General features: G+C 71.5%; 14 protein-coding genes. 1 reads left to right on the forward strand and 13 read right to left on the reverse strand.

The window, feature by feature from the left end; all coding sequences use genetic code 11:
• Positions 1-82: 82 nt before the first annotated feature.
• From ACN6LM_RS24965 to ACN6LM_RS25025, 13 genes are all read right to left on the reverse strand, one after another.
• Entirely contained in the window at positions 83-2,458 is a 2,376-nt protein-coding gene (locus ACN6LM_RS24965) for a glycoside hydrolase family 3 N-terminal domain-containing protein (protein WP_445067618.1), read from the reverse strand.
• 242 nt (positions 2,459-2,700) lie between these two features.
• A complete protein-coding gene (locus ACN6LM_RS24970; RefSeq protein ID WP_445067619.1) occupies positions 2,701-3,888 on the reverse strand; it encodes an MFS transporter in 1,188 nt (395 codons plus the stop codon).
• A 122-nt stretch (positions 3,889-4,010) separates the two neighbouring features.
• Positions 4,011-5,432, reverse strand: coding sequence for an AMP-binding protein (locus ACN6LM_RS24975; RefSeq protein ID WP_445067620.1), 1,422 nt, complete (start codon positions 5,430-5,432; stop codon positions 4,011-4,013).
• Entirely contained in the window at positions 5,429-5,914 is a 486-nt protein-coding gene (locus ACN6LM_RS24980) for an acyl carrier protein (RefSeq protein WP_445067622.1), read from the reverse strand. Before ACN6LM_RS24980 ends, ACN6LM_RS24975 begins: the two co-directional genes overlap by 4 nt.
• Entirely contained in the window at positions 5,911-7,350 is a 1,440-nt protein-coding gene (locus ACN6LM_RS24985) for an AMP-binding protein (RefSeq protein WP_445067623.1), read from the reverse strand. Before ACN6LM_RS24985 ends, ACN6LM_RS24980 begins: the two co-directional genes overlap by 4 nt.
• A gap of 5 nt (positions 7,351-7,355) precedes the next feature.
• Entirely contained in the window at positions 7,356-8,582 is a 1,227-nt protein-coding gene (locus ACN6LM_RS24990) for an MFS transporter (protein ID WP_445067624.1), read from the reverse strand.
• Positions 8,566-9,111, reverse strand: coding sequence for a hypothetical protein (locus ACN6LM_RS24995; RefSeq protein WP_445067626.1), 546 nt, complete (start codon positions 9,109-9,111; stop codon positions 8,566-8,568). The genes ACN6LM_RS24990 and ACN6LM_RS24995 overlap by 17 nt, the downstream gene beginning before the upstream one ends.
• 38 nt (positions 9,112-9,149) lie before the next feature.
• Entirely contained in the window at positions 9,150-10,283 is a 1,134-nt protein-coding gene (locus ACN6LM_RS25000) for an insulinase family protein (RefSeq protein ID WP_445067627.1), read from the reverse strand.
• Between the two features lies 1 nt (position 10,284).
• The gene (locus ACN6LM_RS25005; protein WP_445067629.1) at positions 10,285-11,340 is read right to left on the reverse strand and encodes a JmjC domain-containing protein; all 1,056 of its coding nucleotides are present in this window, start codon (positions 11,338-11,340) and stop codon (positions 10,285-10,287) included.
• Entirely contained in the window at positions 11,327-12,115 is a 789-nt protein-coding gene (locus tag ACN6LM_RS25010; RefSeq protein WP_445067630.1) for a SagB/ThcOx family dehydrogenase, read from the reverse strand. Before ACN6LM_RS25010 ends, ACN6LM_RS25005 begins: the two co-directional genes overlap by 14 nt.
• Before the next feature lie 11 nt (positions 12,116-12,126).
• The gene (locus ACN6LM_RS25015; RefSeq protein ID WP_445067631.1) at positions 12,127-13,317 is read right to left on the reverse strand and encodes a YcaO-like family protein; all 1,191 of its coding nucleotides are present in this window, start codon (positions 13,315-13,317) and stop codon (positions 12,127-12,129) included.
• Entirely contained in the window at positions 13,314-13,910 is a 597-nt protein-coding gene (locus ACN6LM_RS25020) for a hypothetical protein (protein WP_445067633.1), read from the reverse strand. Before ACN6LM_RS25020 ends, ACN6LM_RS25015 begins: the two co-directional genes overlap by 4 nt.
• Complete coding sequence (locus ACN6LM_RS25025) at positions 13,907-15,253, reverse strand: hypothetical protein (RefSeq protein WP_445067634.1); 1,347 nt, start codon at positions 15,251-15,253, stop codon at positions 13,907-13,909. The genes ACN6LM_RS25020 and ACN6LM_RS25025 overlap by 4 nt, the downstream gene beginning before the upstream one ends.
• Positions 15,254-15,287: 34 nt before the next feature.
• Here ACN6LM_RS25025 and ACN6LM_RS25030 point away from each other — a divergent pair.
• The coding region (locus tag ACN6LM_RS25030; RefSeq protein WP_445067636.1) for a hypothetical protein at positions 15,288-15,487 on the forward strand (200 nt) is incomplete at its 3' end.

A 15,487-nucleotide genomic window follows, 5' to 3' on the forward strand; every position in this document is an offset into this window, starting at 1 on the left:
CCCCCCCCCCCCCCCCCCCCCCCCCCCCCCCCCCCCCCCCCCCCCCCCCCCCCCCCGCCTCCGAGAAGGGGTGACCGGCCTCTCACAGTCCGGTGATCCGCACCGGCACGGTGAGAACCCGGTCGAGGCCCACGACCCGCTCCGGGCCGTCGAGGACGAAGGACCCGCGCAGCGGGAGGTCCGCACTCGACCGCCCGACCTCGGCGTGGATCAGGCCGGGTTCCACTCTGCGCCGCAGGTCCTGTCCGGTGAAGGAGACCCGGTCGGCGTGGACGGTGAACTGGACTCTCGCGGCGTGTCCCGGTTCGAGCCGTACCCGGGTCCAGCCGGCCAGCCAGCGTATGGGCCGCGCTGCCGAGGCCACCGGGTCGGAGAGGTACAGCTGGACCAGTTCGGTGCCGGCCCGGAGCCCGGCGTTGCGCACGGTCACAGCAATGCGCACCGTCCCGTCGGTGGGGATGATGTCAGCGTCCATCGCCAGGTCCTCGTAGGCGAAGGTGGTCCACGTCAGGCCGTGCCCGAACGGGTACAGGGGCGTGGGATCGGCACCACTCACCTCGGTGGGGCCGCCCAGCTGCGGATGCAGATAGGTCCCCAGTGCGGCGCCGGCGTTGCCCGGCATGCTCACCGGAAGCCGGCCTGACGGCTCCACCCGGCCGGACAGCACTCCCGCGATGGCCGTGGCCCCTTCCTCGCCGGGGAAGAACGCCTGGATGACGGCCGCCGCAGGTCCGGCCAGGTCGCCGAGGGCGTAAGGGCGGCCGGAGACCAGCACGATGACCGTGGGCGTGCCGGTGTCCAGGACCGCCTGGGCGAGTTCCGCCTGTCGGCCGGGCAGGGCCAGCGTCTGCGCGTCGCACCCCTCGCCGGAGGTGCCGAGGCCGAACAGCCCGGCCCGGTCGCCGATCGCCAGCACGCACACGTCGGCGTCGCGCGCGGCGGCCACAGCGGAAGCGATGTCCGCGTCCTCCAGCGCGTCGACGCGCCCGGCGGCATCGACCCGGATCTTCACGTCCGGCAGCTCCGCGGCCAGCGCGGCGGACAGGGTGGGCACCGCCACGCCGAGTTCCAGGCCCACGCGCGCCGCCATCTCCTCCATGTGGTCGAGGGAGTTGTGGTTGGCGAACGCGTAGCAGCCGAGCATGGCCAGTGGGTCGTCCGCCAGCGGGCCGGTCAGCGCGATGGAGCCGCCGCCGAGGGGCAGTGCGCCGTCGTTGGCCAGCAGCACCACCGACTCCTCGGCGAGTCTGCGCGCCAGTGCCCGGTGCTCGGGCGGATCCAACTCGTCGGGGCCGGGAATCGGCAGAGCGGCGAGCTCGCTCTCCCACGTAGCGTCCAGCAGCCCCAGCTCGCACTTCAGAGCCAGCACGCGGGATGCCGCCCGGTCCACGTGTTCCTCGGGCACGATGCCCTGGCGCACCTGCTCGATCAGCGGCTGCCCGAAGCAGTGCGTGGTCGGCAGTTCCGTGTCGATACCGGCCCGCAGGGCCATGGCGGCGGCGTCGCCGGCCGAGTCCGCCGCCCGCTGCATGTGCTTGAGGTTCCAGATCGCGAAGTAGTCGGCCACCGCGAGGCCGGTGAAGCCCAGTTGGTCGCGGAGAACGTCGGTCAACAGGTACGGGTCCGCTGTGCTGGGGACACCGTCCACAGCGGTCTGCGCGACCATGACGGCACGCGCCCCGCCGTCGCGGAGCGCTGCCACGAAGGGCTCCAGGATGACATCGGCGAACTCACGGGGCCCGCAGGTGACGGGAGCCATGTTCCGCCCGGCCACGGACGCCGAGTACCCGGCGAAGTGCTTCACTGTGGCGACCACGCCCGCCTTCTCCAGACCGCGGACGTAGGCGGCGCCCACGGTGGCGACCAGGTGGGGGTCGTCGCCGATGGTCTCCTCCGTGCATCCCCACCGGTAGTCGCGCGTCACGTCGAGGACTGGCGCCAGACCCATGTGGGCACCGCACCTGCGCATGCTTCCCGCGATGGCCGTCGCCATCTCCTCCACCAACTCGGGATCGAAGGACGCGCCCCAGGCCAGCGGGGTGGGGAAGACGGTGGCGGTCCACGACAGAAGCCCGGTGAGGCACTCCTCGTGCACCAGCGCCGGTATTCCGAACCGGTTCGCCGCAACGACGGTTCGCTGCAGCAGGCGCAGGCGTTCGAGTCCGGCCGCCGGCGTCACGGGTTCGGTGCCGTGGACCCGCGTGAGCTGCCCCAGGCCGACTGTCGCCGCCTCCGCCAGCTGTGGGGGCAACGGGTCCGTGGCCCAGTCCGGCAGGGGCAGTACCGGCTCACCGGGGCGCAGCGGCGCCGGCCAGTACGAGCCGAGCTGCCCGATCTTCTCTTCCAGGGTCATCCGGCTCAGCAGATCGGCCACCCGGTCACTCACCGGTGAGGACGGATTCCGCCACAGCTGGTGATCCGACCCGTCGGCGCCACTCCGTGCGATCCGTTCGGTCACTCGACTCTTCCTCTCGTTCACGTACACACCGAGCTCTCCTCGCAGAACGGGGAGAGCCAAGTGCTGGGACAACAAGGCCGTGGTTGTCGGGGCGGCCGCCGAAGGCCAGGTGGCCCGGCGCTGCGACGACGGGGCCGTGCGCCGGCCAGGAGGCGCCGGCCCTCCCGGTCAGCCCGCGGAAGCGGCCCGTCGGGGTGGCGTCGCACCGCGGTCGGGGACCGGCCTCGGTGGCGCCGTGGCTGCTACCGGCAGCGACGGCTGAGCGGCTCCTCGACGAGGAGCAGAATGAGACCGGCGGCAGCGAGGACCGCACCGATGACGACGGTGTAGTGCGGGGAATGTGCGTCCAGGAGGCGGCCGCCGAGGAAGGAGCCGGCGGCGATGCCCGCCTGGAAGGCAGCGGAACCGGCCGCGGAGGCTACGTCCACGTTGCCCGGGGCGATGCGCAGGACGCGGCTGGTGAGAGCGGTGATCATGCCGGACAGGGACAGCGAGAGCAGGGCCACCGCTGTCACCGCGGCAGTGGGGTGGGATCCGGCGGCCACCAGCAGCGCCAGAGCGGCGGTCACCAGCGTCACCGACCCGGTCATGGTGGCGCGGGTACTGCGGTCCGACAGCACCCCGGACACGCTCGTACCGATCAGACCCGCCACCCCGCCCACCGCGAGCACCGCGCCGACGGAGTGTGAGGACATTCCGGCGACTCGCGTGAGGAAGACGGTGACGTACGTGTAGAAGGTGAAGAACCCGGCGACGACGACCGCCGTCACTGTCACCAGCAAGGCGAAACGGAAGCGGCTGGGCTCCGGTGCGGTGGCAGCCGGGTTCTCCTCGACCGAGGCCGAGGGCAACAGGGCTACCACGATGGTCCCAGCGACCAGGCCCAGGGCGCTCATCACCAGGAAGGGGACCCGCCAGTCGGTCTGCTGTCCGAGCCAGGTCCCGGTCGGCACACCCGCCACCTGCGCCAGCGAGGACCCGCTGAACAGTGCGGCCACCACCTTCGCCCGCACCTGCTCGGGAAACATGCCCGCGGCGACCGACGCGACCACCGACCACATCACCGCATGGGTCAGCGCGATCAGAATGCGCGCCCCCAGCAGGGTGCCGTAGCCGGGTGTCACACCGCACAGCAGTGTGGCCAGGGTGAAGACGCTCAGCAGCACGGCCAGCAGACGCCGACGCGGAACCCTCCGCGTCACCGCGGTCAACGGCACGGCTGTGGCCATCACCACCAGCCCGTAGCCGGTCACCAGCAGCCCCACCGACGGCAGCGACACCCCCAGCCCGTGCGCGATCTGCGGTAGCAGCCCCACCGGCAGAGTCTCCACCGTGGCGAACGCGAACAGCGCGACCGACAGCGCCGTCACCGCGACCACCGCTCGCCCCCGGGTGACCTTCCCGGACGCCTCCACCACTGACTCCGGCACAGTCACATCCATTGTCTCAACAGGCCCCTTCGCAAGTTGTCGCTCCTCCAACGCCGCGGGCGCACAGCCGCGGTGACCCAGGTGGTCAACGGCGGAAGGCGAGCCTCTGGACCGGCCTCGTCTCAGCTCAGCTCGACGTACTTGACCTTTCCCGAGGGTGTCCTCGGAAGGCGGTGCACCGCGTGCAGCTTCAGGCAGCCCCGCGGAACACCCAGGCCGGCCGAGCCCAGCGAACGCAGCCGGCCGAGGCGGTCCGCGTCTCCCTCGACGTAGACGTGGACCTCGTCGGGCTTGGCGAGCACCGCGGCCACGGCGGTGCCGTCGAGGGCGGACATCGCCGCGGCTTCGAGGGCGTCGAGGCCGACCCGCTCGCCCAGGACCTTGACCTGCCGGTCCAGGCGGCCTTCGAGGTACAGGACGCCGCCCTCCATCCGCCCCAGGTCGCCGGTCCGCAGCTCACCCCCGGCGAGGTCGGGCAGCGTCAGATCCTCACGGGTGCGGGCGTAGCCGAGCATCACGTTGGGGCCCGCGTAGTGGACCTCGCCGCACTGCCCGGGGGCGAGTTCAGCCCCGTCCCTGCTCCGGATCTCGATCCGTCCGCCCGGTATGGCAGCCCCCACACTCCCCTCGTGTGCGGCGGCCAGCGCCGGATCCAGGCAGGTCATCCGCGCGGTCGCCTCGGTCTGCCCGTACATGTAGAACACCGGGGTCCGCGGGCCCGACGTATCCCGGAGCCGCCGCAGGGAGGGCGCGGCCAGGGGTCCGCCCGCGACGAGGACGGCGCGCAGTGAGGACAGCCTCGCCCGCGACTGCGGGTCTCCCAGCACGAACTGGACCGTGGTGGGGACCATGCCGATGGTGGTCACTCCGAGGCGCCGGGCGTCCGACCAGAAGCGTCCGGTCGTCGGTGACGCCGTGGTCAGGGCGACGGCGGCGCCGGCGGCCAGGTGGGAGTTGAACAGGGACAGCCCGAAACTGTAGTCCAGGCGCAGGGACGTCGCCGCGACGTCGGACGGGCGGATACGTGTCGTCCGGCCGATGCTGTGGGCGTTGCTCGACAGGTTGCCGTAGGAGAGCCGCACCAGCTTGCCCTCCGACATGGAGCCCGACGTCCGCGCCACCAGGGCGAGTTCGGGCGCGGGCGCGGTTACCCGGGCTGCGGCCAGTCGACGCGCGACCCCGACGTGCGGGACGTCGTCGGTCTCGCTCCGGTAGTCCGGGGACGTTTCCGTGGCCAGGACGCACGACGGTCCGAGGACGACGTCGGGCCGCATCCGCTTGATGGACGCCGACATGTCGCCGAGCCCGGCCGCCTCCACGAGCATCACCGCATGGCCCGCCCGAAGAACTGCCATGTAGGCGAGCGCCCCCGCCGCGGAGCGCGGGTTCTCGACCATCACGAGCTTCTTGGCGTCGTCGCCCAGGAACCGGGCGATGTCGTCGCAGATCTCGCGCGCCCGTCCATGCGTGAGGATGCGGGCTCCGTCGACGAGAGCCGGCGCATCGTTGCCGCCGGCCAGCAGGTCGAGCGCGCTCGACGTCATCGTTTCGCCTCGATGTCATCGGCGAGCCGCGCCAGGGACTTGGCGCGGAATATGTCCACGGGATCGATCTCAACGCCCCACATGTCGGTGATGGCCTCGCTCAGCTCAAGGCAGAGCAGCGAGTCTCCGCCCAGGTCCCAGATGCTGTCGGTCGTGCTGAGCACCACGTCCTCGGGCAGGGTGAGCGCGATCCGCTCCAGCAACCGCACCTCGACAGTGCCCTCGGGAACCGCGGTCCGGTGGAAGGCCCCCGAGGCGACCGCGTCGTCGCTGATCGCCTCGGCGTTCGGGTCCTCGCCCATGGGGAGGATGGTGAACACCAGCCGGCGCGCCTCCGTCGCAAGGAGTGCGCTGAGCCGTGCCCGCACCTCCGGAACGGAGATGAAGGAGCGCGTGGCCACAGCCGCGACGCAGTCGCCATCCGCGGTGACACGGTAGATACCCGTGCAATCCGGGTCGTCAGGAATGTTCCGCATCGTCATTGCCCCTCCTGGAGATGTTTCCGGACCATGTCTGAGAGCAGGGTGCGGTTGACCTTTCCGGCCTCCGACCGGGGGATCGCGTCGACTTCGACGATCCGGCGCGGAACCGCGGCGGGCGACAGGACCCTTCGCAGGTGCCGCCTGAGCTCTGTCAGCCGGCTCTCGGACCCCTGGCCGTCGCTCACCACGAAGCAGACGACGCGGTGCCCGGTCACCCGGTTGGGTATGCCGGCCGCTGCCGCGTCCCGGACCCAGGGGACGTCCATCAGCGCGTCCTCGACGTCGGTCGCCAGGACGGTCGTTCCGCCAACGGTGATCCGCAGTTGCGACCGGGGTTCGAGGTAGAGGTATCCATCCGCGTCCAGGCGGCCCCGGTCCCCGATGCTCACGTGCCCGGAGCTGCTCCATCGCACGGAGTCGCGCCGGCCCACATGCAGCGGACGCGCGGTCGTTCCGCACTGGAAGCAGACGTCGCCCACCTCGCCCGGTGCGACGGGTACGCCCGCGGGGTCCAGCACGGCCACGGACGTGTAGAAACCCCTGCCCACTGTTCCGGGCCGCACCTCCCACTCGTCACCGCGGGCCACCGTGGTCCCGATCCCCTCGGACGCGCCGAACACCTCGTAGACGTGCTCGGGGCCGAGCGTCGCATGCCAGAACCGCTTGACCGGCTCGGTACAGGCCGCGCTCATGTGGACGAGGGTTTCGAGGTCCGGTGCGCCTCCGTCGCTCTGCCACTGGCGCTGCATGATGCGCATGTGCAGAGGTGTGACGAGGAGCCACTGCACGCGGTGCCGGCGGACCTGGTGCAGCACGTGCGCCGGGTCGGGCTTCTCGAAGAGGTGGATCTCCGCCTGGTGGTTCAGCGCGTCCAGCAGCATGCTCAGGGTGGCGGCATGGCGGACGGACCCGGCCAGGCAGACACGGAGTCCGGCCTTGAGCCCCACCGAGGAGGCCAGGCTCAACCTCGGGTCCCGGCCCAGGGCCCCGCGCATGCTGGTGTTCACCGCGTAGCGGACGCGCCCGCTGGTGCCGCCGGTACGCAGCAGCAGGGCGGACGGGGGCAGCTCCGCGCGAGCCTCGGGCCCGCTCCACGGTTGCCGCTCGTGCCCGAGCGTGTAGGCGGCCAGTCCCAGTCCGGCCAGTCGCTCCGCCGCCGGCGGCCCACCGGTCTCACCGTCCGGCACGACCACCGGATTCGACAGCCCGAGCGCCGCGAGCAGTTCCGTCAGGTATCGCCGGAACGGCGCCAGCCCGTCGGGGGCGAGGCACAGGGCGTCGTCGCGGCCCACGGCCTGCCGGTACTCCGCGCGGACCTGTGACACCTGTGCCCGCAGGCCCTCCGGCGACAGCGTCTCGGTGCTGCCGTCGGCCAGGTGCAGGACGAGGCTTGCGGTCGGCATCCACTCCGTGGCGGGCACTCGCGTGGTCCTCATGGTCGTCACCCCACTTCCGGTTCGAGCATGAGCCGGTCGCGGTAGAAGGTGATGATCCCGACGGCCACGACGCCGATGACGACCGCACAGGAGCCGAAGATGTGCTGCCAGGACGTGTGCGACATCAACAGGCCGGCGATGGCCGCCCCGAGCGCCCGGCCGGTGCGCGTCACCATCCGGTACGTGGCGGTCGTGCGTCCCAGCAGATGCCCCGAGGTGACGAGTTGCCGGGCCGTGATCGAGATGGTGTTCCACATGAGCCCCACCCCGCCGCCGAGGACGAGGCAGCAGACGATGGGCAGCCAGTTCGAGGTGAGCGCGGGCACGAGGAACCACACGCCCCAGCCCACCAGGCTCAGCGCCAGCGTGGTGCGCAGCGGCAACCTCCGGGTGATGGGCTGCACCACCTGGCTGCCGACGAGCGCCCCGGCCGCGCCGGCCAGGAGGAGGAACGAGTAGGTGAGGCTGGAGGCGCCCAGGCCGCTGTCGGAGAGCGCGAAGGCTGTGAAGGACGTCTCCCAGACGTACCAGACCGTGGACACCGTGAAGCTCAGCGACGCCAGGGTCAGGAGCATGCGGTGGTGGTAGATCTGGTGGAATCCGCCCAGCCCTGCCATCACCATCGTCCGCACCCTCATGGGTTCGTCCTGCAGCGCCGGGGTCCCCGGTAGCCCGAGGGTGACGACCATCGTGATCGCGGCGAAGACGGCCAGCGAAGCGGTGGCGAGGGCCTGGCTCCACAGCAGCAGCCATCCGCCCACCAGCGGTCCGACGAAACCCCCGTAGAGCTGGGAGACTTTGGCGATCTCCGTGTTGGCGGAGACGAGCCGGCTGGAGTCCGCCACGAGCTGCGGCACGAGCGCCTGGCGGGCGATCTCCGAGGCCACGCCACAACTGCTCAGCCCGAACGCCAGGACGGCGATGAGCGCGGGCATGGGTTCCCCGAACACGCACAACACGGCGAGCACCGCGGCGAGCCCGGTCCGCGCGAACGCCGTGATCCTCAGCAGCCGCGTCCGGGACATGTGGTCCGCGAGATATCCGATGGGCAGCGACACCAGCGCCCACGGGGCTGTCACCGCGACAAAGACCGCGGCCACACCGAGGTTCCCGGTGGACTGCTGGGCCAGGACGGGCAACACCAGGGTGAAGGCGCCGTCCTCCAGGCTCGATGCCGTGCTGATCCTGCGCAGAAGCCTGATGGGCGACTGCCGCTCAGCGGAGAAACTCATCACCATCCCCCTCAAGGGCCGATCGACGGTCCGACAGCCGGCGGGCGAGCGCCGCCAGTGCGGGCCGGTGGATTTCGTACTGGGGCGGATGCCGCTCCGCCCACGTCAGCGGATCGTCGAGGCGGCAGTCGTACGGCGGGCGGCCCCAGGGGGAGCGACGCGTCAGGGGGTCGCTGGTGGCCAGCCGGGTCCTCAATCTCAGGGCCGCACCGCGCCATTGGGCGGTCGGGACCCCGCCTTCCTCGACGACGTCTTCGAGCGCCTGGTGGACCAGCGCCAGGTTCCTCCGCTCCGACGCCTGGGACGAGGTGAAGGTGAGCGCCAGGACGCCGCTGCCGGGCAGGCCGGGCAGCAGGGCCAGCCGGACCCGGAACAGTGTCCCGGTGAGCCGGCCCGCGTGCATGAGGGGACTGGTGAAGTTGCCCGCGACGTACTCGCACAGGCACAGCCACGCGCACACGTCGTCCGCGGATACCACGTTCACCGGCGTGGTCGCGCCGGTGTGGGACGGGCGGGAGACGAGGTCCATGGCCGTTCCCCAGCGGTTCACCCGAGTGATAGGACGTGTCACCGGGGCCCCCCGGGGCGCACGGCCGCGGCGAGGCTCCGGATGACGAGCCCGGCGTCAACGTCCGCGAAAGGAACGCCCAGCCGTTCGCCCAGGAGCATCCACGCGGTCAGCCGGGAGGCCGCGGCGGGCGTCCCGACGCGCCTCTTCCACTCATCCGACAGCTGTTCGCAGGCCCGGGCCAGGGTGCGTGGCTCGGTGGCGGTCCGGAGGACGCTCCCGACACACCGCTCCAGCGCTCCGGCGTCGAACCCCGGCGGCACGGGAACGGTGAGCACCGTCGGGGCGTCCTCGCTGAACCACTCGTCGAACAGGCCGTAGTGCACGTTGACGCTCGGGTACCCGGTCGCCGCGGCAAGCGCTCCGGCGACGAGCCCGGCGGCGACCAGAGCGGCGCTCTGGCCGAGCAGGCCGCCGTCCAGGACGGGGAGGACGATCTCCTCGCGCGGCGCCTGCCGGCCGTCCGCTGCGGCAGCGGCGAAGGAGGCGGGCGCGACGGCGGGTATGGCGCGCGGCAGCGGCCTGGGGCCCAGCAGCGACTCCACGTCCGCGGGACGGACGACCGCGGGGTCGGCAGCCACGGCGGCAGCGCACCGTTCCAGGCGGACGTGCTCTGCGGCGAAGCCCTGCCAGGTGTCCGCGTAGACGGCCAGGCCGGCCAGCGCCGGGGCGACGACCGGGTCGTGGTCCGCGCCGATCGCTCCGCCCGGCACCGGTACGCACCAGCGCCACCGGTCGGACGCGGGGTCGAGCCCGGTCTTCTCCAGTACCTCGTTGTGGATGATCTCCGCCTGCTGCCGGGCGGCGCCGCCGGGCCGGGACCGGTCGGCCAGGTGGGCGACGAGGGTCTCGACGGCGCCCAACAGGTGCTTCTGCGGTCCGCTGAGGCTCACGGTGAGGTGGTCGCGCCGCGTCTGCGCTTCCAGCAGGAATCCGCGCTGCTCCAACTGCGCGTACGGGTAGGCGCTTTCGTCCCGCGGCGCCATGAGCAGGTGTTCGGTGAAGTGGGCGAGACCCGGGCGGTCGGCGCCCTCGGCGCGGAAACCCGCCGGGAATCCCAGCGCGAATGCCCCGATGTCACCGTTCGCCTCACACCATCCCAGCCCCGGAGCCGCCTCGTACACGTCGGACATCTCAGCGCTCCGACAGACTGATCAAGCCCCACTGCGCGAGTTCGCACACCACCTCCAGGGCGTCGTCGACGCCGCTGGCGGAGACGAGTTCTCCGACGGCCATCGGCTCGGTCGCACTCAGGAACCCCAGCACGCGGGCGTGCTGATCCGCTCCGTCGGGCAGGACGGCGGCGAAGGACCGTCGAGCGAACAGCACGGGGACGTCCCGGACCGCGGCGGCACCCTGTCCGGCGTAGGGGAGGTTCAGGAACGACGGCGCCATCCCGCTGTGCAGCCGCTCCTCACGGAACGAGTGCACCTCGGCGTCGCCGATTGCGTCTGCCTGCCCGGCGAGCACCGCCGTCCGGGCCGCCGTACCGCCGGTGTCCACGGGGGCGAGCAGGCGCGCGTCGCGTGAGCCGTCGAGCGCCCACGACAGCAGCTCACGCAGGTTCGGCCGCGGGATGGCGAAGGTGATGTGCAGGGAGCCCTCGGCGTCGGTGGCGACGTCGTGCCGGGTCCCTTCGGGCAGGTACAGCACGTCGCCCGGGCACATGGTCAGGTCGGTGGCCTCGGTCTCGGCCCCCACCGTCCAATGCTTCTTTCCGCTGCCCTGGACGACGAAGACGTCGTGGGTGTCCTGGTGCGCACCGAACCCGGGAGCCCGGCGGAGCGACGCGTACACGTTCGCCTGCACCCTCGCGGTGAAGATGCCGGACAGGGCACGGGCGATCCGGTCGGCCCACGGGTCGATCAGGTCCAGCTGGTCGATGACGAGCGTCGCACCGGTCGCGAGCGCACGGTGGGCGGCCTCCGGGACAACCCGGTGGAAGGCACGCGCGCCGCCGGCCACGGCTACGCGGAAGAGGTCGCCGACCGGTACCTCGCCGCCGATGAGCCGGATCTGGCCGGGTCCGAGGTTGCCGTACTGCAGGGCCCTGTTGAGGCCGCCCCAGGTGAACGCGGCGCCCGAGGGCAGTGCACCGGGTCTGTGGAACCACCTGCGCCCCATCGCCTCCGCCAGCTCGGTCCTGGAGACGCCGAGAACAGGACCGACCGCGTCGTCAGTGACGATCATTTCGGTGTTCCTCCTCGATGCGGCTGAAGGCGATGGTGGCGACGGGTATCTCGGACTCCGGTGTGCAGAAGAGGAGTTGGCTCATCGGTACGTCGGCGAACCCGCCGAGCACACAGGAGCCGATGGACGCCGCGCCGGCCACCAGACAGACCGTCTGCGCGGCGGCACCGGACTCCACCAGGCCATAGCGGAACCCCCGGGGGCCGTACTTGGTCTGCAGCCGGTCCAGGGAGACCGTGAGGGCCAGCACCGCGCATGTGCGCGTCACCCAACCATCGCCGAAGAGGAGGCTCATCGCTTCTTCGGTCACACCTGGGCGCAGCCGGGTCAGCTGATGGCGGGCCACGCCGTAGCTGTAGACGCCCGGGTCCAGGCCGACGACGTTCTGTGCGATGACGTAGAACTCGCACCCCAGCCGCCCGCCGGCCGAGGGGTACGGCCGGTGCCAGTTGCCGGGGGCGTACTGCTCCGGCGGCACCGAGTGCGTCGAGTACCAGAGAACCTGGGAGAGGTCGGCCAGCGACATCTCCGCGAGCGCGCCGCGGCTGCTGACACGGTGGGCAAGCCACTGCGAGCCGAGGCCCGCAGGCGGCTCCCCCGGGTCCGGAAGGACCAGGCTCTCCAACCGCGGGAAGCACTTCTCGTTGTACGTGAACCACTCGTCGGGCCACTGGTCGACGGGCAGCATCACCCAGTCGGAGAGCATCGCCGCGTCAGCGTACGTGGTCCGATGAAAGTCGAGCGCCGAAGGAGCCGCTCCCTTGTCTGCCCTCATACTCACTTCCGTCAGGCATAGGGGTGCGGATCGGGAGACAGCGCACCCTGATCCGGAGCACCCAGAATCAGCTTCTGGTTCTCGTTGAAGAACATGGGTTGCAGGCGCGGGTGGACGACCTTGACGACGAACACGCCGGCTTCGCGCAGGAGCGGTGTCGTGATATCCGCCGCGTACCCCTCGTCCAGACAGCCGGTGGTGTAGGCGCCGTCGAGCGGCGTCGCGTCCCCGAAGAGGTAGTCGAGCCTCCTCGCGGTCTGCGGCTGCCCCCAGTGGACGACGCGGTCCTCGATCGTCTCGAGGTCGGCGATGCCCACCGGCGGCACATGCGTCAGGAAGTCCCGGGCCTGCCTGCGGGCGTACAGCGCCTCGCTGATCGCTCCGCCCACGGCCTGCGCGAGCGTCTCGCCGCACGCGCTGCCCGTGGTGAGCGAGGGAAACCTGTCGGACGGGTCGACCGCGCAGCAGACCGCGACCGGGAACGGGCTCTCGGTCAGGCACGCCACCCGCAGCCCCAGCGCCAGTGCCTCCAGGCCCACCGCCACGGCACCGGGGTCGAGCGGCAGGTCGAGCCAGTCGACCTCCCGGCCACAGAGCCGCAGGTAGTGGGAGAGCATGAGGGCATGCCGCTCGAACGCCTCCCGCGTCGCGCGCGCCACCGCGTCGTCGAAGGAGAAGCCGGCGGCCGCGCCGTTGCTGCTCGGGTCCCACAGCATCGCCCGGTCGTCGGGCTCGTGGAACGGGCAGTAGACGAGTTGCGCCGGCACCAGGACCGCCTCCGAGGAGGAGGAACCGATCCTGGTGGCGCTGCGCCAGTGCATCGGCGACTGCCAGACCGGGGAGTCCCGCCAGGGCGAGGGAAATGCGTCGGCGGCGACGCAGGTGCCGAGCTCCGAGGCGGACCCGTACAGGAGGCCGTCACTCGGCACCGTACTCAGACAGACTCGCTCGGCCGCCTCCATCAGTGCCTTGAGGCGGGCGAGTTCCCCTCGTCCGCGGCCGCCGGTGGCCCGCGGGTTGTGGGCCGATCCCCGGGGGAGGTGGGCGTTGGGCGGCAGTTGGGCGACCCAGCCCTGCCCCCGCGGCTCGTCGTTGTAGAAATCGTCGAGGGGGTCCAGCGTGGACACGTGGCCGGCCCGCCCGACGAGAAGCTCCTCCAGCTGTCGCACACGCTGCGGCAGGGGCTCGCGGACGCCGCTCACCGCGCTGCTGCCTGGAATACCGACTCCAGCAACGACGAACACGTCTCGCAACCGTCGATCTGGCCGACCGTCCGGAAGCCGACGGCCCCCGATCCGTGGTCGATACGAGCCAGCGCGCCCAGGGTCATGGGCAGGGCCTCGGCGTCGCGCGTGATCCGGTGCACCTCCCGGGCGACGGTGACGGCCACGAGCTTCGCCACGAGCCGGGGGACGTCGGCCGGACCGCCGGGCCCGTCCGTGCCGGCGGGCGCCGGCGCCGGGTCGAGAAGGCCGCTGTGTCCGGCGCACTGGAGGCAGGCGGAGAAACCCGGATTGGTCAGCGGCCCGACCGACGTGTGCCGCGCGTCGACGACGACGGGAAGCACGAGGCCACCGCGCCGCGTCCAATCGAGAGCACGCGGCACGAGGTCGTCGACGCCGTCGGTGCCGACGATGTCCACGCACAGTGTCTTCCGTGCCATGGCCGTGTCGTGCTCGACCGTGCCGGGGTCCCCGCCATCGGACAGCAGCGTCGTCAGCTCCGCCGCGATGGAGGGATAGGAGGAGGACGGGTGGAGACAGACGGAAGAGATGTCGACAGGAGGGAACGTCATCGGAGTACTCCATCGGTCTGACGTGCGCCCGCGGGGCGTACGTGACGGTCGTCACCGCACGAATCGAGGAGGTCGCGCAGCAGCTGACGCGGGTCGGCGGACACCTCTGGTCGGCGCTGCTCCGGGGCGAGGTGTGCGCGCACGATCTCGGCTTTCCGTTGCAGCGCCCTGACGGCGACTCCGGGCTCCTGCTGCTGTGCTGCCCGCGCGGTCACGGCGTCGTCGTCCGTCACCGCCGTCACGGTCACCGCGGCGTCGTCGGGCACGGCGTGCAGCGTGATGGCCTCGGCGATCCGCCGGACGACCTCGATGGGTATCTCCGCCAGCGGGGTCCAGGAGTCCCTGCCCAGCGCCCAGCAGATGGCGAGGTTGTGCACGAGGTCGAACGGCTCCAGCCAGGCGGCTCTCCCGGAGGCGCGGTGTGCAGCGAGGACGTACTCCGGAACGTCGACCCGCAGGTGCCGCAAGCCGTCGCCGGGGACCCTCCGACGCACGCTCGCCGCCGTCTCCAGCGTCTCGAAGAAGTACGCGCAGCACGGCACGGACTTCAGCGAGGTCCGTCCCAGTGCCGAGAGCCACTCGTGCGAGGAGGCCGCGGGTGTGTCCATCGGGACACCCATCGCGGAGAGGGGGCGCCACCACTCCCGCGCGGCCCGCTGGTCGATCCTGGCGTGCGTACCGCCCTCGTCCACCGCCGCGAACACCTGGCTGACAGCCTGACCCATCTGGTACAGGCGTCCGTCGCTGCTCAGAAGTCCGTAGTCCGAGCGGTACGTCGAGAGGTACAGGCGCAGGCACCACCTGACGCGTTCCGCAGGTAACCCGCGCCGGCGGGCCAGTGCGTAGACGGCGGCCAGGCCCCCGATCACCGGGGTGACATGGAAGCCGTTGGCCCGGACCGGGTCCTTGACCGCCTGTCCCAGGCGTACGGCGAATTCCGTTGCCAGCGCCTGGGTGCGCAGAGCGGTGTCCAGCGGGACATCGGGCCGTGCGAAGAGCACGGGAGTCAGGAAAGCGGAGAGGTGCCCTCCGGCAAGGTAGTGCACCGAGTCGAAATCGGCGGAGATTCCGGCGAGCAGGTTCGCACGGGCCGCATGTGCGGCGGTGGAGCTTCTCCCGGTCCACCAGAGAGGAAAATCCGCGTGGCCCCGCCGGCCCGGAGGGCCTCCGGGGTCCCGGTCGGCTCCGCCGAGCAGTGTCCGGCCGATCAACGCGCACAGCATGAAGTCGGCGGAAGCCGCCGCCGCGTCGGTTGTCAAGGCGGCGGGAACGTCTCTGCCTTCCGGGACGCCGTCGATCCATGCGTCGACGGCCTCGCCGAAGTTCTCTCCATCAGGCGGCACGGTGTCCTCGTGATCAGGGTGTCGCGGCCGCTGCGTGAGCGTCGACCGTCCATTGCTGACGTCCAGGGGGATGACGCACGGCTTCGACGCCGGCAGTCCCGGCGCCGAAGCCTTACGCGGCGAATGCCGCCTTTCGCGTGCCGATCAGATCGCGTGGCCTACAGGTGTGCCGGAGCGAAATCCGAGCACACCTGACGTCCGGATCGGATTCCGTCGGTGCAATCAGCGCCCGTT

The organism is Streptomyces sp. SAS_281, from assembly GCF_052542855.1.

Excerpts from the sequence above, each read along its gene's own strand:
- ACN6LM_RS24975 (WP_445067620.1), bottom strand. The coding sequence starts at position 5,432 with ATGACGTCGAGCGCGCTCGACCTGCTGGCCGGCGGCAACGATGCGCCG.
- ACN6LM_RS24980 (WP_445067622.1), bottom strand. The coding sequence starts at position 5,914 with ATGACGATGCGGAACATTCCTGACGACCCGGATTGCACGGGTATCTAC.
- ACN6LM_RS24985 (WP_445067623.1), bottom strand. The coding sequence starts at position 7,350 with ATGAGGACCACGCGAGTGCCCGCCACGGAGTGGATGCCGACCGCAAGC.
- ACN6LM_RS24990 (WP_445067624.1), bottom strand. The coding sequence starts at position 8,582 with ATGAGTTTCTCCGCTGAGCGGCAGTCGCCCATCAGGCTTCTGCGCAGG.
- ACN6LM_RS24995 (WP_445067626.1), bottom strand. The coding sequence starts at position 9,111 with ATGGACCTCGTCTCCCGCCCGTCCCACACCGGCGCGACCACGCCGGTG.
- ACN6LM_RS25000 (WP_445067627.1), bottom strand. The coding sequence starts at position 10,283 with ATGTCCGACGTGTACGAGGCGGCTCCGGGGCTGGGATGGTGTGAGGCG.
- ACN6LM_RS25005 (WP_445067629.1), bottom strand. The coding sequence starts at position 11,340 with ATGATCGTCACTGACGACGCGGTCGGTCCTGTTCTCGGCGTCTCCAGG.
- ACN6LM_RS25010 (WP_445067630.1), bottom strand. The coding sequence starts at position 12,115 with ATGAGGGCAGACAAGGGAGCGGCTCCTTCGGCGCTCGACTTTCATCGG.
- ACN6LM_RS25020 (WP_445067633.1), bottom strand. The coding sequence starts at position 13,910 with ATGACGTTCCCTCCTGTCGACATCTCTTCCGTCTGTCTCCACCCGTCC.